Raw genomic sequence first — 20,709 nt, forward strand, 5'->3', positions numbered from 1 at the left:
GAGAATGGAAGTGACGAAAAGAATTTGGGAGAAATATTTAGATGAGAGAGATCAAAAGGTTTACTCTGGTGCCGGGTTAGGGAAAGTAAATGGACTTGGCGAGAACCCTGCTCTAGTTATTATTGATGTTACCTACGGCTTCACTGGGGAAGAATCGGAGGATATTGAACAGTCGATAAAAAAATATCCTACTAGTTGTGGTGCGGACGCTTGGAAGGCAATACCCCATATTAAGGAACTGCTGAACGTTTGCAGGGAGGTTAATATCCCAATATTTTATACGATTATTGAGGGACATAAACATAATTCGAATGAAAAAACAGCCATTAAAGGGAATGTTTTTGGTCACCCGACATTAGTTGAAGGCGGGAAGGGAACAGAAATTGTCCAGCAGCTAAAACCAATTCCCGGAGAAATTGTCATTTCAAAAAAGAAGCCAAGTGCGTTTTTCGGAACACCGTTAGTCTCGTATTTAGTTGATGAAAATGTTGATACATTAATCGTTACTGGCACAACAACTAGCGGTTGTGTACGCGCTTCAGTAGTTGATGCGTTTTCTTACAATTTCAATGTGGTTGTTCCGGAAGAGTGTGTATTTGATCGAGGGATCACTACCCATGCAATGAACCTTTTTGATATGCAGCAAAAATATGCAGATGTACTTTCTACCGATGAAGTAATTAAATCCTTGAAGAAAAAAGTCCAACATGCATAGTTTACTAAATTTGTCCTTAGGAGGGGAAATATGTTTGTCACTAAACACGATAACGAAATTTGGTTAGTAGACCAGTACCACCACTCCATACAAGCAGGAGAAGTAGCACGCCATTGGGGAAATGAGGAATTCGCAGCGCCTTCCCAATCATTAATTACTGCTGTTGAGAAACATGATATTGGTTGGGTAGCGCCAGATAAAGAAGTTTTATTTAATGAAGAAACAGGAAGGCCAATTAATTTCATTAATATCAATGTGAAACAGCATGTACAGTTTTATTCAAACGGGTACAAAAAAATGCTGGAAGAGGACCCGTATGCTGGTATGTTAATCGGAATGCATTGGATTGGCTTATATACGAGTCGATTTGGCTATGACCCTACGTTTACCTATAAAATCCCTGAAGATTTAAAGGACTTTATGCAAAATGTAGTCATTGAAACCCAAAAGGAATGGGTCGGCGTCAAAATGAATTATTGGAAATTTAATGAAAAGCGCAGCGAGTTTGAAAATAAAGTATGGATGGATTATGAGTTTTTGCAATTAATGGATCGCATGTCACAACTCGTCTCACTTAATAGGCATCAAGACCAGGCAGAAGCCGTTCTCGGCCCCGTTCGTAAAAATCAGAATGGGGAAGGAATTCATGTTGCCGTTCAACTGCCTGGTGATGGTTCAGTCATCATTGAGCCGTTTCCATTCAAAGAAGAATTTGAAACATCCGTTAAAGTTCGAAAAATTCCTGACAGAAAATATGAGAGCCATGAAGAACTAAGTCAAGAAATAGCAAATGCCCCATACGAAGTAATGAAATGGAGAATTAGAAAAAAGTAATCATGGAGGTTAATAAATGACTAGACCAACGCATGCAAAGGCTGCTGTTTTGACGGGTAAAGAACAAATCGAAATGATGGAATTTCCCATTCCAACAATAGGGAACAATGACGGACTTTTACGGGTAGAATCTTGCGGGGTTTGTGGACTTGATAGTGAAGGATATTTACACGGTGGAAATGCGGTGTTTAAACTCCCTTGTATCATTGGCCATGAAATTGTCGGGTATATCGATGAAATTGGAGCAGAAGCAGAAAAGCGCTGGAATGTACAAAAAGGTGATCGTGTTATTGTAGAGGAGTATATCCCATGTGGGCACTGTGATCCTTGTTTAACTGGTAATTATCATCTTTGCTTTGATCTAAGATATGGTGCCATGAGCATCTATAATGAGAAAACAGCACTTTGGGGCGGTTTCGCAGAATATATGTATTTGCATCCACATTCTATCATTCATAAGGTTAGCAATGAAGTATCTGCAGACCTACTGACACTATTTATCCCTATTTCTAACGGTGTTCATTGGGTCCAACAAGTTGGAAATACGACGGTTGGAGATACAGTTGTCATCCAAGGGCCAGGTCCAATGGGACTTGGAGCGGTGATTGGGGCAAAAGAAGCAGGTGCCGGAACTATCATCGTGACAGGTCTTTCAAAAGACGCTCACCGCTTGGAAATTGCAAAAGAATTTGGTGCAACCCATGTCCTTTTTGCTGACAAACATGATCTTGTAAAAGAAGTATCGAAAATTACAAATGGTAAAATGGCTAACACGGTGATCAATGCAGCAACTACCCCAATTCAATTCAGGGTAAGTTTGGATCTAGCAGGATATCATGGGACAATTGTCCATTCTGGTACTGATCATTTTCTCACCGACGAAGTCATGTCCAGTAAAATTACGTGGAAACTATTAACCATCAAAGGTGTCCTAGGCCGTCCGAAAAAAGCGGTAGGGGTGGCTTTAAAGATTATTGAATCAGGCCGCTATCCACTAGAAAAGATGATCACACATGAATTTAGTGTGTCGGAAACACATAAAGCAGTCAATACACATGCTAAGGGACTAGATGGATGTATACATGTTGCTGTATTAAATAAAGAAATAACTAAGGAAGGGGCAAAAACATGGGAAAAAACTATCGGGTCGGTTTAATCGTGCCTAGTTCAAATACAACAATGGAAACGGAAATTCCAGCCATGCTAAACAGCCGAAAGGAGCTGTTTCCAGAGGCATCATTTACCTTTCATTCTAGCCGAATGAGGATGATGCACGTCACGAAAGAAGAATTAAAAAAGATGGATCTTGATAGTGATCGCTGTGCCTTGGAACTTTCTGATGCAAAATGTGATGTGTTAGCCTATGCCTGTTTAATTGCCATCATGTCACAGGGGCCAGGCTATCATGTATCCTCTGAGGATCGTTTATGTCAAGTCGTAAAAGGAAATAAAGATAATGCCCCTGTCGTTAGCAGTGCAGGTGCATTAATTGAAGGCATTAAAGAAATTGGTGCGAAGAAAGTGTCAATCATTACGCCCTATATGAAGCCTCTAACGAATATGGTGATTGAGTACTTAAATATGAGCGGTATTGAGGTCATTGACTCTATTAGTCTTGAAGTTTCTGACAATCTAGAAGTGGGAAGATTAGATCCAATGAATCTTGTAAAACATGCAAGAAATTTAAATACAACCGGTGCCGATGCAATTGTCTTATCAGCGTGTGTACAAATGCCGTCTTTGCCAGCCATTCAAATTGTTGAGGACGAACTTGGGCTGCCAGTTTTATCAGCAGCCACATCAACTGTTTACCAAATCTTGAAAAATCTTGGGCTAAAACCAGTTGTCCCAAATGCCGGGCGGTTATTAGCGAAAGAAAAATCTGCAATAGTATAATCATGGAAGTACGTGTCCCATAAGTAGTACTTGACCCTCCACCTTTCTATTAAAGATTTTATTAATCTATAAATAGTGGTGGAGCTCTTTGGGTACAACGGGAAATCAGCAGTTATATCTTTCATTTACAGCTTTAATCGTTCATAGGAAAAATTTTATAAAGAAGCACAGAAAAATCTCTTGAAAATTCTGAATGTTTAATTTATGATGTATTTAACAAGTTGTTGATAGTGTAAACTAACAGTTGTTAGTTAGTGCTAACCAATAATTTTTATTTTTTGAGATTAACAGAAAAGGTTTTGACTTCAAAATTTTAAAAAAGGAGAAGAAAAATGGCAAAAATACTTGTTCACTTAACACATGGTCCTTCTGCACCAACTCAAGCAGATCGTGCGTTTCTAATTGCAAGGACAGCAATTGAAGAAGGGCATCAAGTTTCAATGTTCTTAGCAGGGGCTGCTGTGGAATTAATTCGTGATGAAAACTTAAACCAAACGCTTGGGATAGGAGAAACAGCCGCTACTTTAAGAGATTCAGTGAATGCCATTATTGAGGGTGGTGGAAAAATAGTATTATCGAAGGTTTCATGCGGCGCCAGAGGTATTGAAGAAGCGAATTTAGCAGGGAAACAAATTGAATTAGGAATGCCAAATGCACTTGTAAAAATGACGGTTGAAAACGACCGTGTTATTACGTATGGATAATAAGGTTTTTATTTACTTTTGATGTTTGTGGGTACTCACTATAATTTAGCGAACATAGTTCAGCTAAAATAATTCTGGATCTCTTAGCTAGTTATAAAACACGAAGGAAAGGAGGGAATAAATAATGGAATTAAAAGGAAAAACGGAATTTAAACAGCCGGTTGAAGTGATTTGGAATGCTTTGCATGATCCAGAAATTCTAAAAGAGGTAATCCCCGGTTGTCAGCAATTGGAACTCATAGATGAAAACAAATATGAAGTAAGCATGAAACTAGGTGTGGCAGCTGTTAAGGGTGAATACGAAGGGCAAGTAAAGCTAGAGGATGTAGAAAAATATCATTACTATATTTTTAATGCTGAGGGAAGTGGATCACCAGGACATGTAACAGCAAAAATGGACTGTAAGCTCAGCCCGGCCGAAAATGGCTGTGTTTTAGAATGGGACTGCAATGCTGAAGTAGGAGGAGTCATTGCTAGTGTGGGAAACAGGGTATTAAGTGGTATTGCAAAATTTATGGCAGGGAAGTTTTTCAAAGACGTGGAGAAAGTATCAATAAAAAAGACTATGACCCAGTAGATTACCTCCATATTTTTAAAAGGTATTAATACTAAAAAACATTTTGAAAGGGTTTGCATATTTGGTCTTACGTGTAAAAATCGTAATCCTACATTTAAACAATGTGATCAAGTTAAAGTGTAGCCCTTAAGACCAACGATAGGAGTGATGAAATGAAATTGAAAAAACGATTGTCCTTTCTATTTCAAGAGGGGCTTCGAGAAAAGCCCCGCGGAGTTTTCTTCATCGTATTTACAATACTTGCTGTTAGCCTCTCCGTTTTTGAACTTTGGCTAGGCTCTGTAGGTAATATGAGTCCTTATGCGTATGCTGTTGCGTTTTTAACCGGCATCCTTCCTGTTTCATTTATTACAACAAGATTTTCAAAGAAGTCGACACCTGTACTTTTAACAATAGATTATATATTCGCATTTATCGTATTGGGTGCAGGACTCCATTTTATTATGAATATGGATGTGCTTTTATCAAGAATAAGCGGGGTAGATCCTCTTAGCTCGCTGGACATTATTTCTGGGCTTATTATTATTGTTGCTGTTCTGGAACTAACTCGCCGTACGCTTGGATTTGGACTTACTTTTTTACTTCTAATTGGACTGGGTTACACTTTTTTTGGTCACTTCATCAATGGGCCATTTGGTCATCGGTTAATTACCATCGATCATTTTATTGAAGAAATGGTTTTTACAACCAATGGTATTTTTGGTGCACCTGTACAGGTGGCGGCTACTTATGCCTTCCTATTTATTATGTTTGGCCATTTCTTTCAAAAAGCGGGAGCAGGGCAATTTATCTTTGACATATGTGCTGCTTTTATGGGGAAAAAAGTAGGGGGCTTGGCTAAAGTAGCTGTAACATCAGCAGGAATATTTGGGAGCATTTCGGGGAGCCCCTCTTCCGATGTGGCAACGACGGGATCAATTAATATTCCAATGATGAAAAAGCGGGGGTATAGCCCGGTTTTTGCAGGTGCAGTTGAAGCCGCCGCTGCCACTGGTGGAACGATTCTTCCCCCTATAATGGGATCTGTAGCCTTTCTTATGGCTGAGTTTACTGGTATTAGATATGTGGATATTGCTATAGCATCTGTATTAAGTGCTATATTGTATTACTTAGGGATTTACTTCCAAGTTCATTTTCGTTCATTAAAGTTAAATTTAGTCGGATTACCTGCAAATGAGATTCCTAGATTCAAAGACACTTTTAAGAATGGATTTTTCTATATACTTCCCGTGATCGCCTTAGTTTGGGCAATGCTTAGTGGATTTACCCCTTCCCTTGCAGCTTGTTTTGGAATTGCTGTAACTTTTGTACTAAGCTTTGTGCGTCGCAGTACTTGGATTACGTGGAGACATATTATTGATATATTTAACGATGTGGTGTATTCGATTGCGCCATTAACTGTAGCTTGTGCAACTGCCGGAATTATCATAGGGGTAATCAATTTAACTGGAATGGCCGGGAAAATTACTTCACTTATATTCACAATGACAGGCGGAAATTTACTGTTGTCTCTGATTGTTTCAGCAGTCATTTGTATCATTCTCGGAATGGGGATGCCGACTGCCTCTGTATACGTTTTAGTAGCAGCATTAGTATCCCCTGCACTTATTCAGCTGGGATTGGATGTATTGCCAACCCATTTGTTCTTACTTTTCTTTTCAGCTTTATCTGCCATTACTCCTCCAGTTGGGGTGGCAGCGTTTACAGCCTCCGGGATTGCAAATGCGAATCCAATAGCGATAGGTTTTCAAGCTAGTAAATTAGCGTTTGTAGGTTTCCTTATCCCATTTATGTTTGTATTTCAGCCTAGCTTGCTATTACAAGGGAGCCTCCTGCAGATTGTGTTTACCGCTATTACCGCAGTTATCGGTGTATATGCTCTAGCAGCCGGGTACGAAAGTTATTTATTCAATTCTTTAAACATTTGGAAGCGGATAGCTCTTATATTCTCAGGAATAGCTATGATTTACCCTGGCTTTATTATAAATGTTGCAGCGGGAATTGTAATCGGTGCCATTGTAATAAACGATTATCTCAACAAAAAGAAAAGTGTACTTATTAATTCCCAAGTTATTGAATTCGATTAATTCAATAAGCATGCATCGTTCATCTAATAAAAAATTTAGGGGGGAACCTTAGTATGAAAAAGAAAGCGTTTATTGTGTTTCTATTACTAACAACTTTGTTATTGGCATCATGTGGTCAACAAGAAAAAGCTTCAACTAAAGAAGAAAGGACAAAGACAGAGACAAAGACTGAGACAAAGACAGCTCCACTATCATTGACGATGGCTGGAGGATCTGCAGGGGGATTCTGGTCACTCATTGGGGAAGGTGTCGGCAGTATCCTGCGAAAATCGAATCCCGGGACACAGTTCAGCTACGAAACGGGCAATGGAGTAAAAAATGTAATATCCGTCTCTTCAGGACAAGTGCCACTTGGGATTGCATTTAACTTTGAAGTGAAGGCAGGATTAGAAGGAGAAGAACCTTTTAAAAGCAAAGTTAATCAGGTATCTGCATTAATTAATTTGTACGACAATGCACCTCTTCAGATTGCAATTACGAAAGACTTTGCCGATAAATACGGTATTGCATCCATGGAGGATATTGCTGCGAAAAAGCCGCCGATCCGTATTGGTGTTAACCAGCGTGGTAATATGGTGGAAAAAGTAAATAAATACGTTTTCGAATCATATGGCATCAGCTATGATGACATTAAGAAGTGGGGCGGAGAAGTATTTTATGAGGCATGGAAACCTAGTGCTGAACAAATGAAAGACAATAAATTAGATTGGACAGGTGATCCTGTGTTTGCACCGGATGCCACATTAATGGAATTATCAGCTACCAAAGATATTCTATTACTTCCAATCAATGAAAAGGCTCAAAAATTGTTAAATGAAAAAATGGGTACCCCTCCAAGTGTTCTTAAGGGAGGTACTTATAAATTTCAGCCAAACGATATAGATACTGTTAACGCAGGTGCAATGGTTATGGTAGATCCAAATATGACAGACGATGAGGCATACACGATTACAAAAACTCTAGTCGAAAACATAGATAGTATCCGAGCACTTCACAAGGATTTAGAAAGTCTTACCCCGGAAAAGATGGTCAATGTAGCACCAGCTAAATTGCACCCAGGAGCAGCAAAGTATTTTAAAGAGATAGGCATCTTGAAATAGGAGCTCTTTGTAAATTGAAAGAGCAATAGTGTTATGATCTGCCAAGAGTAAATAATTTTGCTCTTGGCAGACTTCATAAAGAAAGCCTATGTCTATTAGGACACTTTATATAAAGGACAATTGTAAAAATGTGTTGAAAATTCGGAATGTTTAATTTATGATATATTTATCAAGTTATTCACAGTGTAAAAGAAATTAAAGTAATAATGTAAACAAATCTTGTTAGTTAGTGCTAACTAGCGATTGGTGAAGCATTGGTAAAATTGGGAGGAATAATTTATGGAGTTAAAAGGAAAAACGGAATTTAAACAGCCAGTTGAAGTGATTTGGAATGCTTTGCATGATCCGGAAATTCTAAAAGAAATCATCCCAGGTTGTAAAGAATTGAAACTAGTTAGTGAAAATGAATATGAGGTAAGCATGAAACTAGGTGTAGCGGCAGTTAAAGGTGAATATAGCGGGAAAGTAAAGCTGGAGGAAAAGGAAAAATATCATTATTATATTTTTAATGCTGAGGGAAGTGGATCGCCAGGGCATGTAAACGCTAAAATGGACTGCAAGCTCTATCCTACCGAAAACGGCTGTGTCCTTGAATGGGATTGCAATGCTGAAATAGGAGGAATGATTGCAAGTGTTGGGAGCCGTGTTTTATCCGGAATAGCAAAATTTATGGCAGGGAAGTTTTTCAAGGATGTGGAGAAGGTCTCTTTAAAAAACACTGTGACAAACTAAAATCCATCTGATTTTCCTAATGGAGGTTTAAAAATGAAGCCGGCGAAATTTAATTATTTACGACCAACAACGCTAGAAGAAGCCATTCAATTATTAGAGGAGTATGGGGAGGATGCTAAAATCATTTCTGGAGGGCAGAGCTTAATTCCCGTATTAAATATGAGGTTATCCACACCCAAATATTTAATAGATGTCAGCCGTATAAAAGATTTAAATTATATTAAAAAAGACGGGCCATTCCTAGCGATAGGTGCCCTAACAAGGCATTATGAGGTAGAAGAATCCGAGTTAGTTAGTAAATATTGTCCATTATTATCTGAAGGCATGAAAAATGTAGGGCATCCTCAAATTCGAAGTCGCGGCACCATAGGAGGAAGTATTGCCCATGCTGATCCATCAGCAGAGCTGCCTTGTATTATAAGTGCCTTACGCGGTGAAGTAGTCATTATCGGTCCAGACGGCGAAAGAACAGTACCTACAGAGGAATTTTTCCTCACCTACCTTCTGACCTCTTTGGAACCAACAGAATTAGTGAAAGAGATAAGGTTTCCTATAATAAACGAAAATGATGGATCCGCTTTCGTTGAAATCACTAGACGACATGGTGATTTTGCCCTTGTTGAAGTAGCAGCAGTTGTTGGACTTGATGAAGATGGCCACTTTTCTTCTGTGCGGCTAGCTGTTGGCGGGGTTGGGCCAACACCAGTTGTTTTAGAGGAAATTGAAGACTTTTTGAATGGGAAAGAACCGAAAGAGGTTGTCATCACTGAGGCTGTTAGTTCTATGGAGAATTATCTGGATCCCGAAAGTGATTTGCATTCATCCAGAGAGTACCGGATTCACTTAGCTTCCGTCCTAACAAAGAAAGCATTACTGACGGCGATAAATAGAGTACCTAAGGGGATGGTAAGATGACCAATGAAAAGATTGAGTTAACGGTAAATGGAAAAAAAGTCACAAAAGAAGTTGAATCACGACTTTTATTGGCAGAGTTTTTACGTGAAGAATTAGATCTAACAGGTACACATGTCGGTTGTGAACATGGAGTGTGCGGTGCATGTACTGTAAAGATGGACGGTCGAGCTGTTCGTGCCTGCTTAGTGTTCGCAGTCCAAGCGGATGGGGCAAAAATTGAAACAGTTGAATCGCTTGCTTCCGAAGACGGAACGCTTCATCCACTACAACAGGCATTTTCAGACAATCATGCCCTGCAATGCGGTTTTTGTACTCCAGGATTTCTCATGTCTATAGTATGTGAACTGGAGAAAAATCCATCGCCAGATGACAATGAAATAGGAGAGATGATTTCCGGAAATCTATGCAGATGTACTGGATATACCAATATAATAAAAGCGGTGAAACAATTTACGACAGCGGAAGCTGAAAATCAACAGGGAAGGTTGGAAAAGCAGGAAGTCACTCATTCTTGACTGTGGTGTTTTTTTGAAATAATCAACTTTTGTCCATCTCTTACATAATAACTTTTCTCAGCAAAGTCTTCCTTTAATTCAGGGATGTTTTGTAAAACTTTGTAGTATATTCAACAGTTACTAATCATAAGTGAATGAAATGATGAGAGGATGAAATTGATGAAAGGTGTTTTAAAATCCTTTTTGAAAAAGCGATACTTAGTCCTTGTTTTACTCTGGTTTTTATATACTGTCAATTATTTAGACCGGTTAATTATTACAACCTTTCTTCCCTTTATGTCCGAAGATCTTAAGCTTACTCCAGTTCAATCAGGACAACTTGTATCTGCATTCTTCTTTGTATATGCTCTTTGCCAAATACCATATGGTTATCTCGTTGATAAATTTGGTCCCAAAAAAATAATGGGTATTTCTATTGTTATCTTTTCTGCTGTTACTGCTATGACAGGCTCAGTTAAAAACTTCACACATTTTATGATCCTTCGATTTGGATTAGCAATAGGAGAAGCGGGATTTTATCCAGGTGCAGCCCAAACGATTAAAAGATGGTTTCCATCTAAAGAACAGGGAATGGCTATGTCTTCTTTTTCAACAGGAAAGACTGTTGCATCGGCGATTGGGCCAGTTATACTGACTACATTATCAGTGCTTTTATTTGGTGGAGCTTGGCGGCCGGTTTTTTACTTGCTTGCCATTCCGGGTATTCTTGGAGTCGTGATATTGTGGGTATTTTTGCAGAATTCACCTGAGGAAATCAAAAGTAACAAGAAAGATCTAAAAAAGGTTAAAACTGAACTATCAAAGGTTCATACTATAGAAGGTTTAAATGATAAGAGTAAAAAAGTAAACTCTAGTATCTTTTTGAAGGACAGCTATTTTTACCTATATTCCATTATTCAATTCTGTCAGCTAGCCGTGTATTGGGGATGTACCACATGGCTAACCTCATTCTTAGTTAAGCAGCATGGGATGGATATAGGAAAAATGGGAATCATTGCTTCATTACCTTATATTGTTTCTATTTTTTCTATGATGCTTGGCGGATGGTTAATGGATAAGGTTTTTCATCGTATGAAGCCTATTGCTCTAATTGCCTATTTATCTCTTGTACCGTTGCTCTTAATAATTGGGCGGGTTGATAAAGGTAATATATCTCTGCTCCTGCCTTTATTGTTACTCATTGGCTTTTTTATCAGCTTTAATATTGGTGCTTCATTAGCCTCTTTACAAAACAGATATCCGAAAGAAGTACTTGGAAAGGCTATAGGGATATCAAATACAGCTGGACAATTCGGATCTTTTATTTCACCGATTATTGCGGGATACTTAGTAATAGTTAATGCCTCTGGTTCGCAGAATTTCAATCAAGTGTTTACATTTTTAGCTTGTATTGCGGCTGCTGGAGCTTTATGTGCATTTTTCATGAAAGAACAACCACTTGAAGTTTCAGAAGTTCCAACTTGGGTAGATGAACAAACAAATCAACAGGCCCTTTAACCACTGGCATGGAGGGACAGAAAGTTGACATCAATAATGTGAATTGACATATTTAATATACAGAACATTTAGAAAATATATCATTTAAAGTATTCAAAACCATCACGTAAGAAATTGTTTGGTTGAATGTTGGTTATTAATAACTAACATGCAGTCAGGAGTAACTGTGAAGGCAGGGATTATGATGGAAATTACAGTGAAGACAGATGAAAACAAGTATATTGGCAGGGCAATCAAACGACGTGAAGATCATCGACTACTAACTGGTAAGGGAGAATATCTGGACGATATTAAACTATTAAATTTGCACCATGTGGCATTTTTAAGATCCCCTTATGCACATGCAAAAATAATAAATATTGACACCTCAAGAGCGTTAGATGTTGAAGGCGTTGTAACGGTTTTTACAGGAAAAGAGCTTTATAACGATGTAAGTATCATGCCGATTATGTCCAATGTTTATCCAGGAGTTAAAAAACGTGAAAATCCTATTTTAAAGCCTCAAACTCAACGGGCCCTTGCGTATGATAAAGTTTGTTTTGTTGGAGAAGCAATAGCTGCGGTAATTGCAACTTCAAGGGCCATTGCTGAAGATGCATTAGAATTAATAGAAATAGAGTATGAGCCGCTCCCTGCGGTTGTAGATCCAGAGAAGGCAATCTCTAAAGGTGCTGAGTTAATACATGAAGACTGGGGAGATAATATTGCTGTCTCCTATAAAGTAGAAGCCGGAAATGCTAGTGCAGCTATTAAGAAGGCAGATTTTGTTATAAAGGAATCTTTTAAGATTAATAGACAAAGCCCGAACCCAATGGAAACTCGTGGAGTCATTTCAAAATGGGATGAAAATGCTCAATCACTAACAGTTTGGAGTTCTACCCAAATGCCGCATTTGCTAAGGTCTCATATTTCAAAAACGATTGGGATGGCTGAAACAAGTATTCGGGTGATTGCTCCTAACGTTGGCGGAGGGTTTGGTGGTAAAGCACTAATCTATCCGGAAGAAATTGCGATGTCGTATTTTACAACAAGATTAAATATTCCACTAAAATGGACGGAAGATCGTTTGGAACATATGAAAAGTGCAGCACATGCAAGGGATCAGCTTCATAAGGTAGAAGTTGGCTTCATGAAGGACGGGAGAATTGTTGGACTGCGTGACGAATTAATTCTCGACACGGGGGCACATAGTTTATATGGGGTTAATTCGACCTATAATACAGCATCGCACTTGCCTGGGCCTTATCGAATCGTAAACTATGAATGTGATGCAAAAGTGGCTGTGACAAATAAAACTCCATGTTCTCAATACAGGGGAGCTGGCCGTCCGGAAGCAGTGTTTGTAATGGATAGAATCATAGATATGGTGGCTAAAAAGTTAAACTTGGAACCGGTCGAAGTCCGGAGAATAAACCTTATTACGATAAATGAAATGCCATTTGACACAGGCCGGATTTATAAGGATGGGGAACCTTTAGTGTATGATTCTGGCGATTATCTTGCTTGTTTTGAAGAAGCAGTGAAAGCCATAAAATATGATGAATTCCGGGAAAAGCAAAAAAAGGCGTTATTGAATGGTAAATATTTAGGGATAGGTTTTTCTGCTTATGTAGAGGGAACTGGTCAAGGTCCCCATGATGGCTGCCGGATAGAAATTGATCCAACTGGAGCAATTGTTTGTAAGGTTAGTTCGGCAGATCAAGGTCAAGGACATAAAACAACCTGGGCACAAATATGTGCGGATACTTTAGGCATTAATATAGAGGATGTCCAAGTGGTTATAGGGGATACCGGTGCGATTCCATATGGAAGCGGCACATATGGAAGTAGAAGTACGGTTGTTAGTGGCAGTGCCGTTTTGAATGCAGCAAAAGGAATCCGGACAAAAGCTTTGAAAATTGCTTCCGTTTTACTGGAAGTGCCAACGATGGAATTGGAAGTTGAAAATGGAAGAGTATTTCATCGAGAAGATCAATCCCATGGATATACTTACGCCGAACTGGCGGAGTGGGTAAAACCACATAAACTACCTGCCAAATTTGCGGATATTGAACCTGGATTATTTGTAGAGAAATATTTTATCCCGGAGACGGTAACCTATTCAAACGGAGTTCATGCTGCCATAGTAGAAGTAGATATCGAAACGGGTAAAGTTGAAATCTTAGATTATGTTGTTTCTCATGATGCAGGTAAAATTATTAATCCGCTCATAGCTGATGGTCAATTAATGGGAGGTGTTGCTCAAGGGATTGGCGGAGCCATTTATGAAGAGATTATTTATGATAAAAACGGTCAACTTATAACGGGGACTTATATGGATTATCTTTTACCAACTGCCAGTGAAATACCTAAAATTACAGCTATTCATATGGAGTCTGCCAGCCCAAGAAATCCACTTGGTGTAAAAGGACTGGGGGAGGGTGGAACAATATCACCGGCAGCCGTTTTAGCCAATGCAATTGAAGATGCATTACTTCCATTCGAAATAAAAATTAATAAATTACCGTTATCACCTAATTATCTTTGGTCACTAATGAATGATTAGAGATAACGTTAACAAAATATTAAAACAAAAACATACCAAAGGGAGAGAGATTATATGTTAAAACTTACTTTAGCTACAGGCGATTATGACCGTTGTGCACCTATTCGTGATGGGAGAGTCCGAGTACAAGGGGTAGATTTATTTCCTTTACATTTAGATGCAGAAGAGCTTTTCTTTAGAATGGCGCGCTATCAAGATATCGATGTAGCGGAATTTTCACTCTCATCTTACGTTATGGGGGTTTCTCGAGGAAACAGTCCGTTTATTGCCTTACCAGTTTTTCTTTCACGTGCATTTAGACATGGAAATATTTTAGTAAGAAGTGATGCTGGTATCACGAAACCTGAACAATTAATTGGACGCCGCATTGGGGTTCCGGAATATCAAATGACAGCATTAGTATGGCAAAGGGGGATTTTAGAGGATGAATATGGCGTTTCTCCTGAATCCATTACGTGGGTAACGGGCGGGGAAGAACAAAGTGGGAGAAAAGAAAGAGTTCCGTGGACTGCGCCGGCTAATCTTACGATTGAAGAGGCCCCTGAAGGTAAAACGCTTACCTCAATGTTATTAGCGGGAGAAATTGATGGCCTGTTATGTGCAAGACTGCCTAAGCCGTTCGATGAAGGAGATCCACGCATTTCGAGGTTATTCCCGAACTATAAAGAGGTAGAAAAGGACTATTATCAAAGGACCGGTATTTTCCCAATTATGCATACAGTCGTTCTGAAAAAGGAAGTCTATAATGAAAACCCATGGGTAGCTCAAGAATTAGTTAAGGCATTTAACCAAGCCAGGGAGATTGCTAAAAAGAATCTATTTGATACAACAGCGATTAAAACAATGTTGCCTTGGTTTGTAGCAGAAGCTGAGGAAGCACGAAAACTCTTCAAAGATGATCTGTGGACATATGGATTTGAGAAGAACAGAAAGGCACTTGAAACGTTTTTGGATTATCACTATAAACAAGGTTTATCCGAAAGACGTGTAGGTATTGAAGAGTTGTTTGCTCCAAATACGATTGAAGAGTTTGCTATATAAATATATTGTTGGGAAGAGATTGTTGTTTCTGCCAAGGGTCTATTTTTTGTACCCTTGGCAAATGATTAAGGAGGAAGTGGCAATTTTTCCATATTTGGCACATATGATATACAGAAATTCCCATGATTGTTGACAAGGTTATTCAAATTAAAATATTATAATGATAAATTGAAATGAAGGGAGGTCGTCATTGTGGTCGTCGATATGACAGATACGAGTGATCGACTTTTATTTTCGGCAATAAATTTAATAGCTGAAAAAGGATATAAAGCGGTCTCGACAAAAGAAATTGCCAAAGAAGCCTCTGTAAGTGAAATGACATTATTTCGTCATTTCGGAACAAAACAAGGTATTTTAGAAGCAGCGATTGACCGATTCTATTATTCTACATCAATGAAAGAACTTTTTGATAAGAATATTGTTTGGGATTTAGAAAAAGATTTGTTAATGATCAGTGAAGCCTATCATAAATTAATGAAGAAAAACCAAAAAGTTATTCTTATTGCATATAAGGGAAGGAAATACAATTGAAGGTTTATTTGAACAAATAAATAAACATCCTCGTCAATTAAAGGAACTTCTTATTTATTATTTCTTAGAAATGAAGCAGATGGGCAAGATGCAGTTCGAAGGCAATGTTGAAGGTCTTGCAATGTCTTATTTATATATGGTGTATGGTGAGTTTGTTTCACGTAATTTTGTAGATGGGCATCAAATTACTGCAATAGGCAGCGAAGAATTTATTAGTACAGCAGTGCAAATATTTGTTAGCGCATTAAAAACGGATGGATAGAATCTTTTTTGTTAAATTAGTTAGTTATTACAAACTAACGGATGAATAGCGAAAATAATATAATTGGATCATTCCAATTATATTATTTTATTCTGTATGTTAGTTAGTGCTAACATACATTTATTAAAAATAGAGTGATGATAGAACAAAATAATTGCTCGTGTATACATTTATCATAAATCAGCGTAAATAAAGGCAGGAGAATAATATGAATAATAAAATCTACGATATAACAGTGATTGGCGGAGGGCCAGCTGGCCTTTTTTCTGCTTTTTATGGCGGGATGAGGCAATGCAGTGTGAAAATCATCGAAAGCATGCCACAACTTGGCGGTCAACTTGCAGCTCTCTATCCGGATAAATTTATATATGATATTGCAGGTTTTCCGCAAATTCGTGCTCAGGACTTGGTAAATAACTTATTAAAACAAATTGAACAATTCCACCCTTCCGTTGCATTGGAAGAACAAGTATTAAATATTCAAAAGCTGGAGAATGGTTCTTTCTTGATTACCACTAATAAAGCAACACATTTCTCGCGAACCATTATTATTACAGCGGGTGTTGGTGCGTTCAAGCCAAAAAAGCTTGACCATGAAAATGCGAAGTACTTTGAAAAGAAAAATTTACATTACTTCATTAAGGATTTGCGCTCGTTTAAAGACAAGAAAGTAACTGTAATTGGCGGGGGAGATTCTGCTGTCGATTGGGCGCTCATGCTTGAACCGATTGCCAAAGAAGTGAATCTTGTTCACCGTCGCGATAAATTCCGTGCCCACGAGAGCAGTGTTAAAACATTAATGAATTCTAGTGTAAATATAATTACCCCGTATATTACGAAGGATTTAATCGGTACAGAAAGAATTGAACAAATCGTTTTAGGAAACATCCATTCAGGTGAAGAATTAACATTAGAAGTTGATGAGATCATTGTTAATTTTGGTTTTGTATCATCATTGGGTCCTATTAAAGAATGGGAATTAACATTAGAAAAAGGTTCGATTGTTGTGAATACAAAAATGGAGACAAATATACCGGGAATTTATGCAGCGGGAGATATTACGACATATCCAGGAAAAGTGAAACTGATTACGGTTGGGTTCGGAGAAGGTCCTACGGCTGTTAATAATGCGATAAGCTATTTTAACCCAAGCGCAAAACTTCAGCCAGGACATAGTACATCGATGAATTTAGGAAAAGAATTACCTGAAGAAATGAAAGCATAAGGAAAACTCGCCGATTTGAAGTGTCCCCTCTTTGTTAGAAAGGTTTAACAATTAGGATGCAGTTCAGTTTGGCGAGCTTTTTGTAGTTTAATAAAATAATTTTATCTGAGAATGCGATTATCATGATGTCTCCATTCGTATTTCAATGCATTGTCGAGGATATGTGAAAGGGTATTTTTATAATCTGTCGAATACTGTACAGTGGATTATTTTAAAGAAATCGAGAAAAGATAAAAAATTAATACAGACAAAGGTGAGATTATTGAATATTTCTGTTCTTGGTTGTGGGCGATGGGGTACTTTTATTGCGTGGTATGCTAACAAAGTTGGTCATAATGTAATGTTGTGGGGGAGAGAGAACTCCAAAAACTACATCAAACTAGATGAAACTAGAAAAAATGATTATCTTAAGCTATCAGAAGATATTAAGCTAAGTAATTCTCTACATCAAGCCGTTTCATTTGCAGAGATTATTATCATATCGATTAGTGCACAAGAATTACGTTCTTTTGCTCATAGATTAAACTCTATTGATGATATTCAAGGAAAAACTTTCATCTTGTGTATGAAAGGGCTCGAAGCCGCCAGCGGAAAGAGGTTATCTCAAGTATTTGGTGAAACAATCGGGAAAAATATCAATATAGCTGTTTGGGTAGGTCCCGGACACGTACAAGATTTCGTAAATAACATTCCAAACTGTATGGTGATTGGTTCTGAAGATATTGAAATCACTAAGAAAATTGTTAATGAGTTTAATAGCGATTTAATAAGATTTTATTACGGACAAGATATGATTGGAAATGAAATAGGTGCAGCTGCCAAAAATGTGATAGGAATTGCCGCAGGAATGTTGGATGGATTGAATTACAGCAGTTTAAAGGGGTCTCTTATGGCAAGAGGGACGAGGGAACTTTCCCGCCTTGTTTTAGCGATGGGAGGAAACGACGTAACAATCTATGGACTGAGTCATTTAGGGGATTATGAGGCAACTTTGTTCTCCTTACATAGTCATAATAGGAAGTTTGGACAAGCTTTTGTCACTGGTGAAAAGTTTGAGAAATTGGCAGAAGGAGTATCAACAGTCAAGGCATTGAAAGATCTATCTGAACAATATGATGTTGAACTTCCAATTAGTAATGCTTTATATGAAATTTTATTTGAGAATAAAGATGCAAAAACTACATTAGAGAATCTTTTTCTAAGACCTGTAAAATTTGAGTTCCAAAGATAAATTGAATATTCCATTAAAGGGGGAATAATGGAATGCCGTTCCAGTAAAATTTATGACGCTTAGAGTGAAGACTCTAAGCGTTTCTTTAAGCCCTCGACCAACTTATTAATATCTCTACTGTATTGTAGTTAGACCTTTAACACGCTGAAATTAACATATGTTCCACCCGTTTATCTAGTTGTTCTGCGGAAATATCTACGGCAGTACCCCGCCAATTTGTAAAAGTGTCAGAAGGATCTCAAAGGTAATGAGAATGACAATAATCCATTCTACAAATAATCCTCGGATCGAATGGCTGATCGTCGAAAAGCCGTCCATGATTTTATAGAGAATTTCCGTTTTACTTTTCAGGATTTTGTAGCGATCATTTAATTCAAAAAACTCCAGCATTTTGTCGTAGAACTCCCCGGCGGTACTGCTCGTCCAAGTAATGTCAGGTTTATCGAGAATCATGATATAGGCCAAGGTGTTATACTCATGGCGGACAATCTTCGCGGTGGTTCGTGCCAATTCCTTATTCCCGATTCTCAGTTTTCCTTTTTCTAGCCGGTAGATCATGGTTTCGAGCGTATCATGAATTTTGCCGAGTTGCTCCTCCGTTTTTTCAAGTGCAACCGATTTAGCGAGTACAGTAGAAATTAGTTCGGGATAGAAACTTTCATATTCGGGGACCACCACATATTCGTCAGTCAATTCGATTGTTTCGTCAACTCTGATATGAAGGCTGTAATCATCGGTGTACCTGCCAGCAGATTCAAGTTCGATTTCCGGCTCGAACGAATGAATGTAAGCAAAAAATCGATTCACTTCATCCGTACTACCGGAATTAATGAAAACAATACTGCCAAATGAAAAAACCAGTACAGCTTGCGACTCGTCCACTTTTTTCTCAAGAATAGAGGATAGTATTTTCCCTTTCAGGATTAGCGGCTGTTCCCAGGTGAATTTTTTGGGAATCCCACATTGAATGGCAATTTTGTTCAAGTCGATTTCATTTGTGATAGCAAAAGCTTTAAAGGATAATTGGTTCATAGTTATCACCTTTTCAAAAAGTGGTCTTTGTTCGATTGTATTCTAGCCTTCCAAAAAACATGCCTGAAGCAGAGATTCTTTCCCAAAAGGCCCGCGCGTTGGTCAAAATGGTGCTCCAAAAAGCTTTGTTTTGTTTGGTTAGACTGGCCATTTCTTAAGATGTACAATTAATGAGGGGAGGGAATCGTCATGAGAGTTAACCCGAAGGAATTTATTATTAATAATTTATTTTATATAATTAGATCTGCAATAGAAGAAGACGCGAAAAACCTGTCTGAAATTAGAGTGCAGATAGATGGTGAAACAGAAAATTTAGATCGGGAAAAAGGCGAGGCGTACATAAACGAGCCAGGTTTTAAACAAATCATAATAGATGATACAGAAAGTAAGAAAAATCTTTTTTTAGTTGCTGAAGTAAATGGAAGAATTGTAGGTTTTTCGAGATGTGAAGGGAACCAGTTGAAAAGAACTTCTCATAAGGTAGAGTTTGGCGTCTGTGTTTTAAAAGATTTTTGGGGATACGGCATTGGACAAAACCTTTTAAAAGAATCCATTCACTGGGCAGACACAAATAATATTAAGAAGATAACGTTGAATGTCCTCGAAACCAATGACAATGCAATAAAGCTTTATCAAAAACATGGTTTTGAAGTGGAGGGTATTTTAAAAAAGGACAAGGTCCTATCTGATGGGAATTACTATAACACTATTTTAATGGGAAGGTTTAATGAATAAGGAATAGAGGGCAAAATTAGCGTTTATTGACGGTTGAAGCACTCCTAATTTTCTCCTTCTTGAAGCAATTGATTTCTTTGATGAATCAAATAAACATTTAAGAACCTTGCTGAACATTTTAGCAAGGTTCTATTTTCTCTACTATTCACCTAAAAGGAGTTTTTCAGAATAGTTTTGTCTGTTCAAAATTATTCCTGCGGCTTCTTTTTAAAGATATATTTTAAAAGAAAAATATGAACAGACTATGAACAAAAAAATACTTACCTTATGTTTCTGCATCGAATTCATCGGATTAGAACCTTTTGAGATGAACAGAACCCAGCAATAATAAACGAGGGTCAAAAGTCTCATTGACTTAATCAAAATTGGTAATGTATAGTAATAGCAAAAGAATAGGTTGACCACTAGGGGAGCCATGTAATGGCTGAGACAAGATTGGAATCTTGGACCCTTTGAACCTGATCTAGTTCATACTAGCGGAGGAAAGTGGAGACAGAGCTCAATGATGCTAGAATGTGTAAATTGCGCCGCTCCA

20 protein-coding genes and 1 riboswitch are annotated in these 20,709 nt (G+C 38.0%); of the genes, 19 read left to right on the forward strand and 1 reads right to left on the reverse strand.

Annotated features, from left to right (window positions below):
* Positions 1-10 precede the first annotated feature (10 nt).
* The 18 genes from ACO1D1_RS04190 to ACO1D1_RS04275 all read left to right on the forward strand — a co-directional run bounded on the left by ACO1D1_RS04190 (position 11) and on the right by ACO1D1_RS04275 (position 18,407).
* On the forward strand, positions 11-715 hold the full coding sequence (locus ACO1D1_RS04190; RefSeq protein WP_423335075.1) for an isochorismatase family protein: 705 nt from the start codon (positions 11-13) through the stop codon (positions 713-715).
* Between the two features lie 30 nt (positions 716-745).
* Entirely contained in the window at positions 746-1,549 is an 804-nt protein-coding gene (locus ACO1D1_RS04195; protein ID WP_423335076.1) for a DUF3891 family protein, read from the forward strand.
* A 16-nt stretch (positions 1,550-1,565) separates the two neighbouring features.
* Positions 1,566-2,705 carry a zinc-dependent alcohol dehydrogenase gene (locus tag ACO1D1_RS04200; RefSeq protein WP_423335077.1) on the forward strand — a complete coding sequence of 380 codons (1,140 nt, stop codon included), beginning with the start codon at positions 1,566-1,568 and terminating at the stop codon, positions 2,703-2,705.
* Complete coding sequence (locus ACO1D1_RS04205; RefSeq protein WP_423335078.1) at positions 2,678-3,445, forward strand: maleate cis-trans isomerase family protein; 768 nt, start codon at positions 2,678-2,680, stop codon at positions 3,443-3,445. The genes ACO1D1_RS04200 and ACO1D1_RS04205 overlap by 28 nt, the downstream gene beginning before the upstream one ends.
* Positions 3,446-3,777: 332 nt before the next feature.
* On the forward strand, positions 3,778-4,149 hold the full coding sequence (locus ACO1D1_RS04210; protein WP_423335079.1) for a DsrE family protein: 372 nt from the start codon (positions 3,778-3,780) through the stop codon (positions 4,147-4,149).
* Between the two features lie 124 nt (positions 4,150-4,273).
* Complete coding sequence (locus ACO1D1_RS04215; RefSeq protein WP_423335080.1) at positions 4,274-4,726, forward strand: CoxG family protein; 453 nt, start codon at positions 4,274-4,276, stop codon at positions 4,724-4,726.
* A gap of 152 nt (positions 4,727-4,878) precedes the next feature.
* Positions 4,879-6,813: a TRAP transporter permease gene (locus tag ACO1D1_RS04220; protein WP_149868766.1), complete on the forward strand. Its 1,935-nt coding sequence runs from the start codon at positions 4,879-4,881 to the stop codon at positions 6,811-6,813.
* Between the two features lie 53 nt (positions 6,814-6,866).
* On the forward strand, positions 6,867-7,913 hold the full coding sequence (locus ACO1D1_RS04225) for a TAXI family TRAP transporter solute-binding subunit (protein ID WP_423335081.1): 1,047 nt from the start codon (positions 6,867-6,869) through the stop codon (positions 7,911-7,913).
* Positions 7,914-8,192: 279 nt separating this feature from the next.
* Positions 8,193-8,645, forward strand: coding sequence for a CoxG family protein (locus tag ACO1D1_RS04230; protein ID WP_423335082.1), 453 nt, complete (start codon positions 8,193-8,195; stop codon positions 8,643-8,645).
* Positions 8,646-8,678: 33 nt separating this feature from the next.
* Positions 8,679-9,560, forward strand: coding sequence for an FAD binding domain-containing protein (locus ACO1D1_RS04235; protein ID WP_423335083.1), 882 nt, complete (start codon positions 8,679-8,681; stop codon positions 9,558-9,560).
* Positions 9,557-10,075, forward strand: coding sequence for a (2Fe-2S)-binding protein (locus ACO1D1_RS04240; RefSeq protein WP_423335084.1), 519 nt, complete (start codon positions 9,557-9,559; stop codon positions 10,073-10,075). The genes ACO1D1_RS04235 and ACO1D1_RS04240 overlap by 4 nt, the downstream gene beginning before the upstream one ends.
* 159 nt (positions 10,076-10,234) lie before the next feature.
* A complete protein-coding gene (locus ACO1D1_RS04245) occupies positions 10,235-11,572 on the forward strand; it encodes an MFS transporter (RefSeq protein WP_423335085.1) in 1,338 nt (445 codons plus the stop codon).
* A gap of 181 nt (positions 11,573-11,753) precedes the next feature.
* Entirely contained in the window at positions 11,754-14,117 is a 2,364-nt protein-coding gene (locus ACO1D1_RS04250) for a xanthine dehydrogenase family protein molybdopterin-binding subunit (RefSeq protein WP_423335086.1), read from the forward strand.
* Between the two features lie 54 nt (positions 14,118-14,171).
* Entirely contained in the window at positions 14,172-15,158 is a 987-nt protein-coding gene (locus tag ACO1D1_RS04255) for an ABC transporter substrate-binding protein (RefSeq protein ID WP_423335087.1), read from the forward strand.
* Positions 15,159-15,350: 192 nt separating this feature from the next.
* The gene (locus tag ACO1D1_RS04260; protein ID WP_423335088.1) at positions 15,351-15,689 is read left to right on the forward strand and encodes a TetR/AcrR family transcriptional regulator; all 339 of its coding nucleotides are present in this window, start codon (positions 15,351-15,353) and stop codon (positions 15,687-15,689) included.
* Positions 15,690-15,759: 70 nt separating this feature from the next.
* Positions 15,760-15,951, forward strand: a complete 192-nt coding sequence (locus tag ACO1D1_RS04265) for a hypothetical protein (protein ID WP_423335089.1) — start codon at positions 15,760-15,762, stop codon at positions 15,949-15,951.
* A gap of 208 nt (positions 15,952-16,159) precedes the next feature.
* Entirely contained in the window at positions 16,160-17,176 is a 1,017-nt protein-coding gene (locus ACO1D1_RS04270; RefSeq protein ID WP_423335090.1) for an NAD(P)/FAD-dependent oxidoreductase, read from the forward strand.
* Positions 17,177-17,429: 253 nt separating this feature from the next.
* A complete protein-coding gene (locus tag ACO1D1_RS04275) occupies positions 17,430-18,407 on the forward strand; it encodes an NAD(P)H-dependent glycerol-3-phosphate dehydrogenase (RefSeq protein WP_423335195.1) in 978 nt (325 codons plus the stop codon).
* A 195-nt stretch (positions 18,408-18,602) separates the two neighbouring features.
* Here the strand turns inward: ACO1D1_RS04275 and ACO1D1_RS04280 are convergent, their stop codons facing one another.
* Positions 18,603-19,439, reverse strand: a complete 837-nt coding sequence (locus ACO1D1_RS04280) for an RMD1 family protein (protein WP_149868774.1) — start codon at positions 19,437-19,439, stop codon at positions 18,603-18,605.
* A gap of 189 nt (positions 19,440-19,628) precedes the next feature.
* Here ACO1D1_RS04280 and ACO1D1_RS04285 point away from each other — a divergent pair, with 189 nt between their 5' ends.
* Entirely contained in the window at positions 19,629-20,174 is a 546-nt protein-coding gene (locus ACO1D1_RS04285; RefSeq protein WP_149868775.1) for a GNAT family N-acetyltransferase, read from the forward strand.
* Between the two features lie 396 nt (positions 20,175-20,570).
* A riboswitch (TPP riboswitch) is annotated at positions 20,571-20,676 on the forward strand.
* Positions 20,677-20,709 lie beyond the last annotated feature (33 nt).

The sequence above is a fragment of the Neobacillus sp. 19 genome, assembly GCF_049463095.1.
Classification (GTDB): Bacteria; Bacillota; Bacilli; order Bacillales; family Cytobacillaceae; genus Neobacillus.

Bases quoted from the DNA above. Each gene is read 5' to 3' on its own strand.
- ACO1D1_RS04215 (WP_423335080.1), top strand. From the start codon at position 4,274: ATGGAATTAAAAGGAAAAACGGAATTTAAACAGCCGGTTGAAGTGATT.
- ACO1D1_RS04210 (WP_423335079.1), top strand. From the start codon at position 3,778: ATGGCAAAAATACTTGTTCACTTAACACATGGTCCTTCTGCACCAACT.
- ACO1D1_RS04285 (WP_149868775.1), top strand. From the start codon at position 19,629: ATGAGAGTTAACCCGAAGGAATTTATTATTAATAATTTATTTTATATA.
- ACO1D1_RS04200 (WP_423335077.1), top strand. From the start codon at position 1,566: ATGACTAGACCAACGCATGCAAAGGCTGCTGTTTTGACGGGTAAAGAA.
- ACO1D1_RS04280 (WP_149868774.1), bottom strand. From the start codon at position 19,439: ATGAACCAATTATCCTTTAAAGCTTTTGCTATCACAAATGAAATCGAC.
- ACO1D1_RS04245 (WP_423335085.1), top strand. From the start codon at position 10,235: ATGAAAGGTGTTTTAAAATCCTTTTTGAAAAAGCGATACTTAGTCCTT.
- ACO1D1_RS04195 (WP_423335076.1), top strand. From the start codon at position 746: ATGTTTGTCACTAAACACGATAACGAAATTTGGTTAGTAGACCAGTAC.
- ACO1D1_RS04270 (WP_423335090.1), top strand. From the start codon at position 16,160: ATGAATAATAAAATCTACGATATAACAGTGATTGGCGGAGGGCCAGCT.
- ACO1D1_RS04220 (WP_149868766.1), top strand. From the start codon at position 4,879: ATGAAATTGAAAAAACGATTGTCCTTTCTATTTCAAGAGGGGCTTCGA.
- ACO1D1_RS04265 (WP_423335089.1), top strand. From the start codon at position 15,760: ATGAAGCAGATGGGCAAGATGCAGTTCGAAGGCAATGTTGAAGGTCTT.
- ACO1D1_RS04225 (WP_423335081.1), top strand. From the start codon at position 6,867: ATGAAAAAGAAAGCGTTTATTGTGTTTCTATTACTAACAACTTTGTTA.
- ACO1D1_RS04230 (WP_423335082.1), top strand. From the start codon at position 8,193: ATGGAGTTAAAAGGAAAAACGGAATTTAAACAGCCAGTTGAAGTGATT.
- ACO1D1_RS04205 (WP_423335078.1), top strand. From the start codon at position 2,678: ATGGGAAAAAACTATCGGGTCGGTTTAATCGTGCCTAGTTCAAATACA.
- ACO1D1_RS04235 (WP_423335083.1), top strand. From the start codon at position 8,679: ATGAAGCCGGCGAAATTTAATTATTTACGACCAACAACGCTAGAAGAA.
- ACO1D1_RS04240 (WP_423335084.1), top strand. From the start codon at position 9,557: ATGACCAATGAAAAGATTGAGTTAACGGTAAATGGAAAAAAAGTCACA.
- ACO1D1_RS04250 (WP_423335086.1), top strand. From the start codon at position 11,754: ATGATGGAAATTACAGTGAAGACAGATGAAAACAAGTATATTGGCAGG.
- ACO1D1_RS04255 (WP_423335087.1), top strand. From the start codon at position 14,172: ATGTTAAAACTTACTTTAGCTACAGGCGATTATGACCGTTGTGCACCT.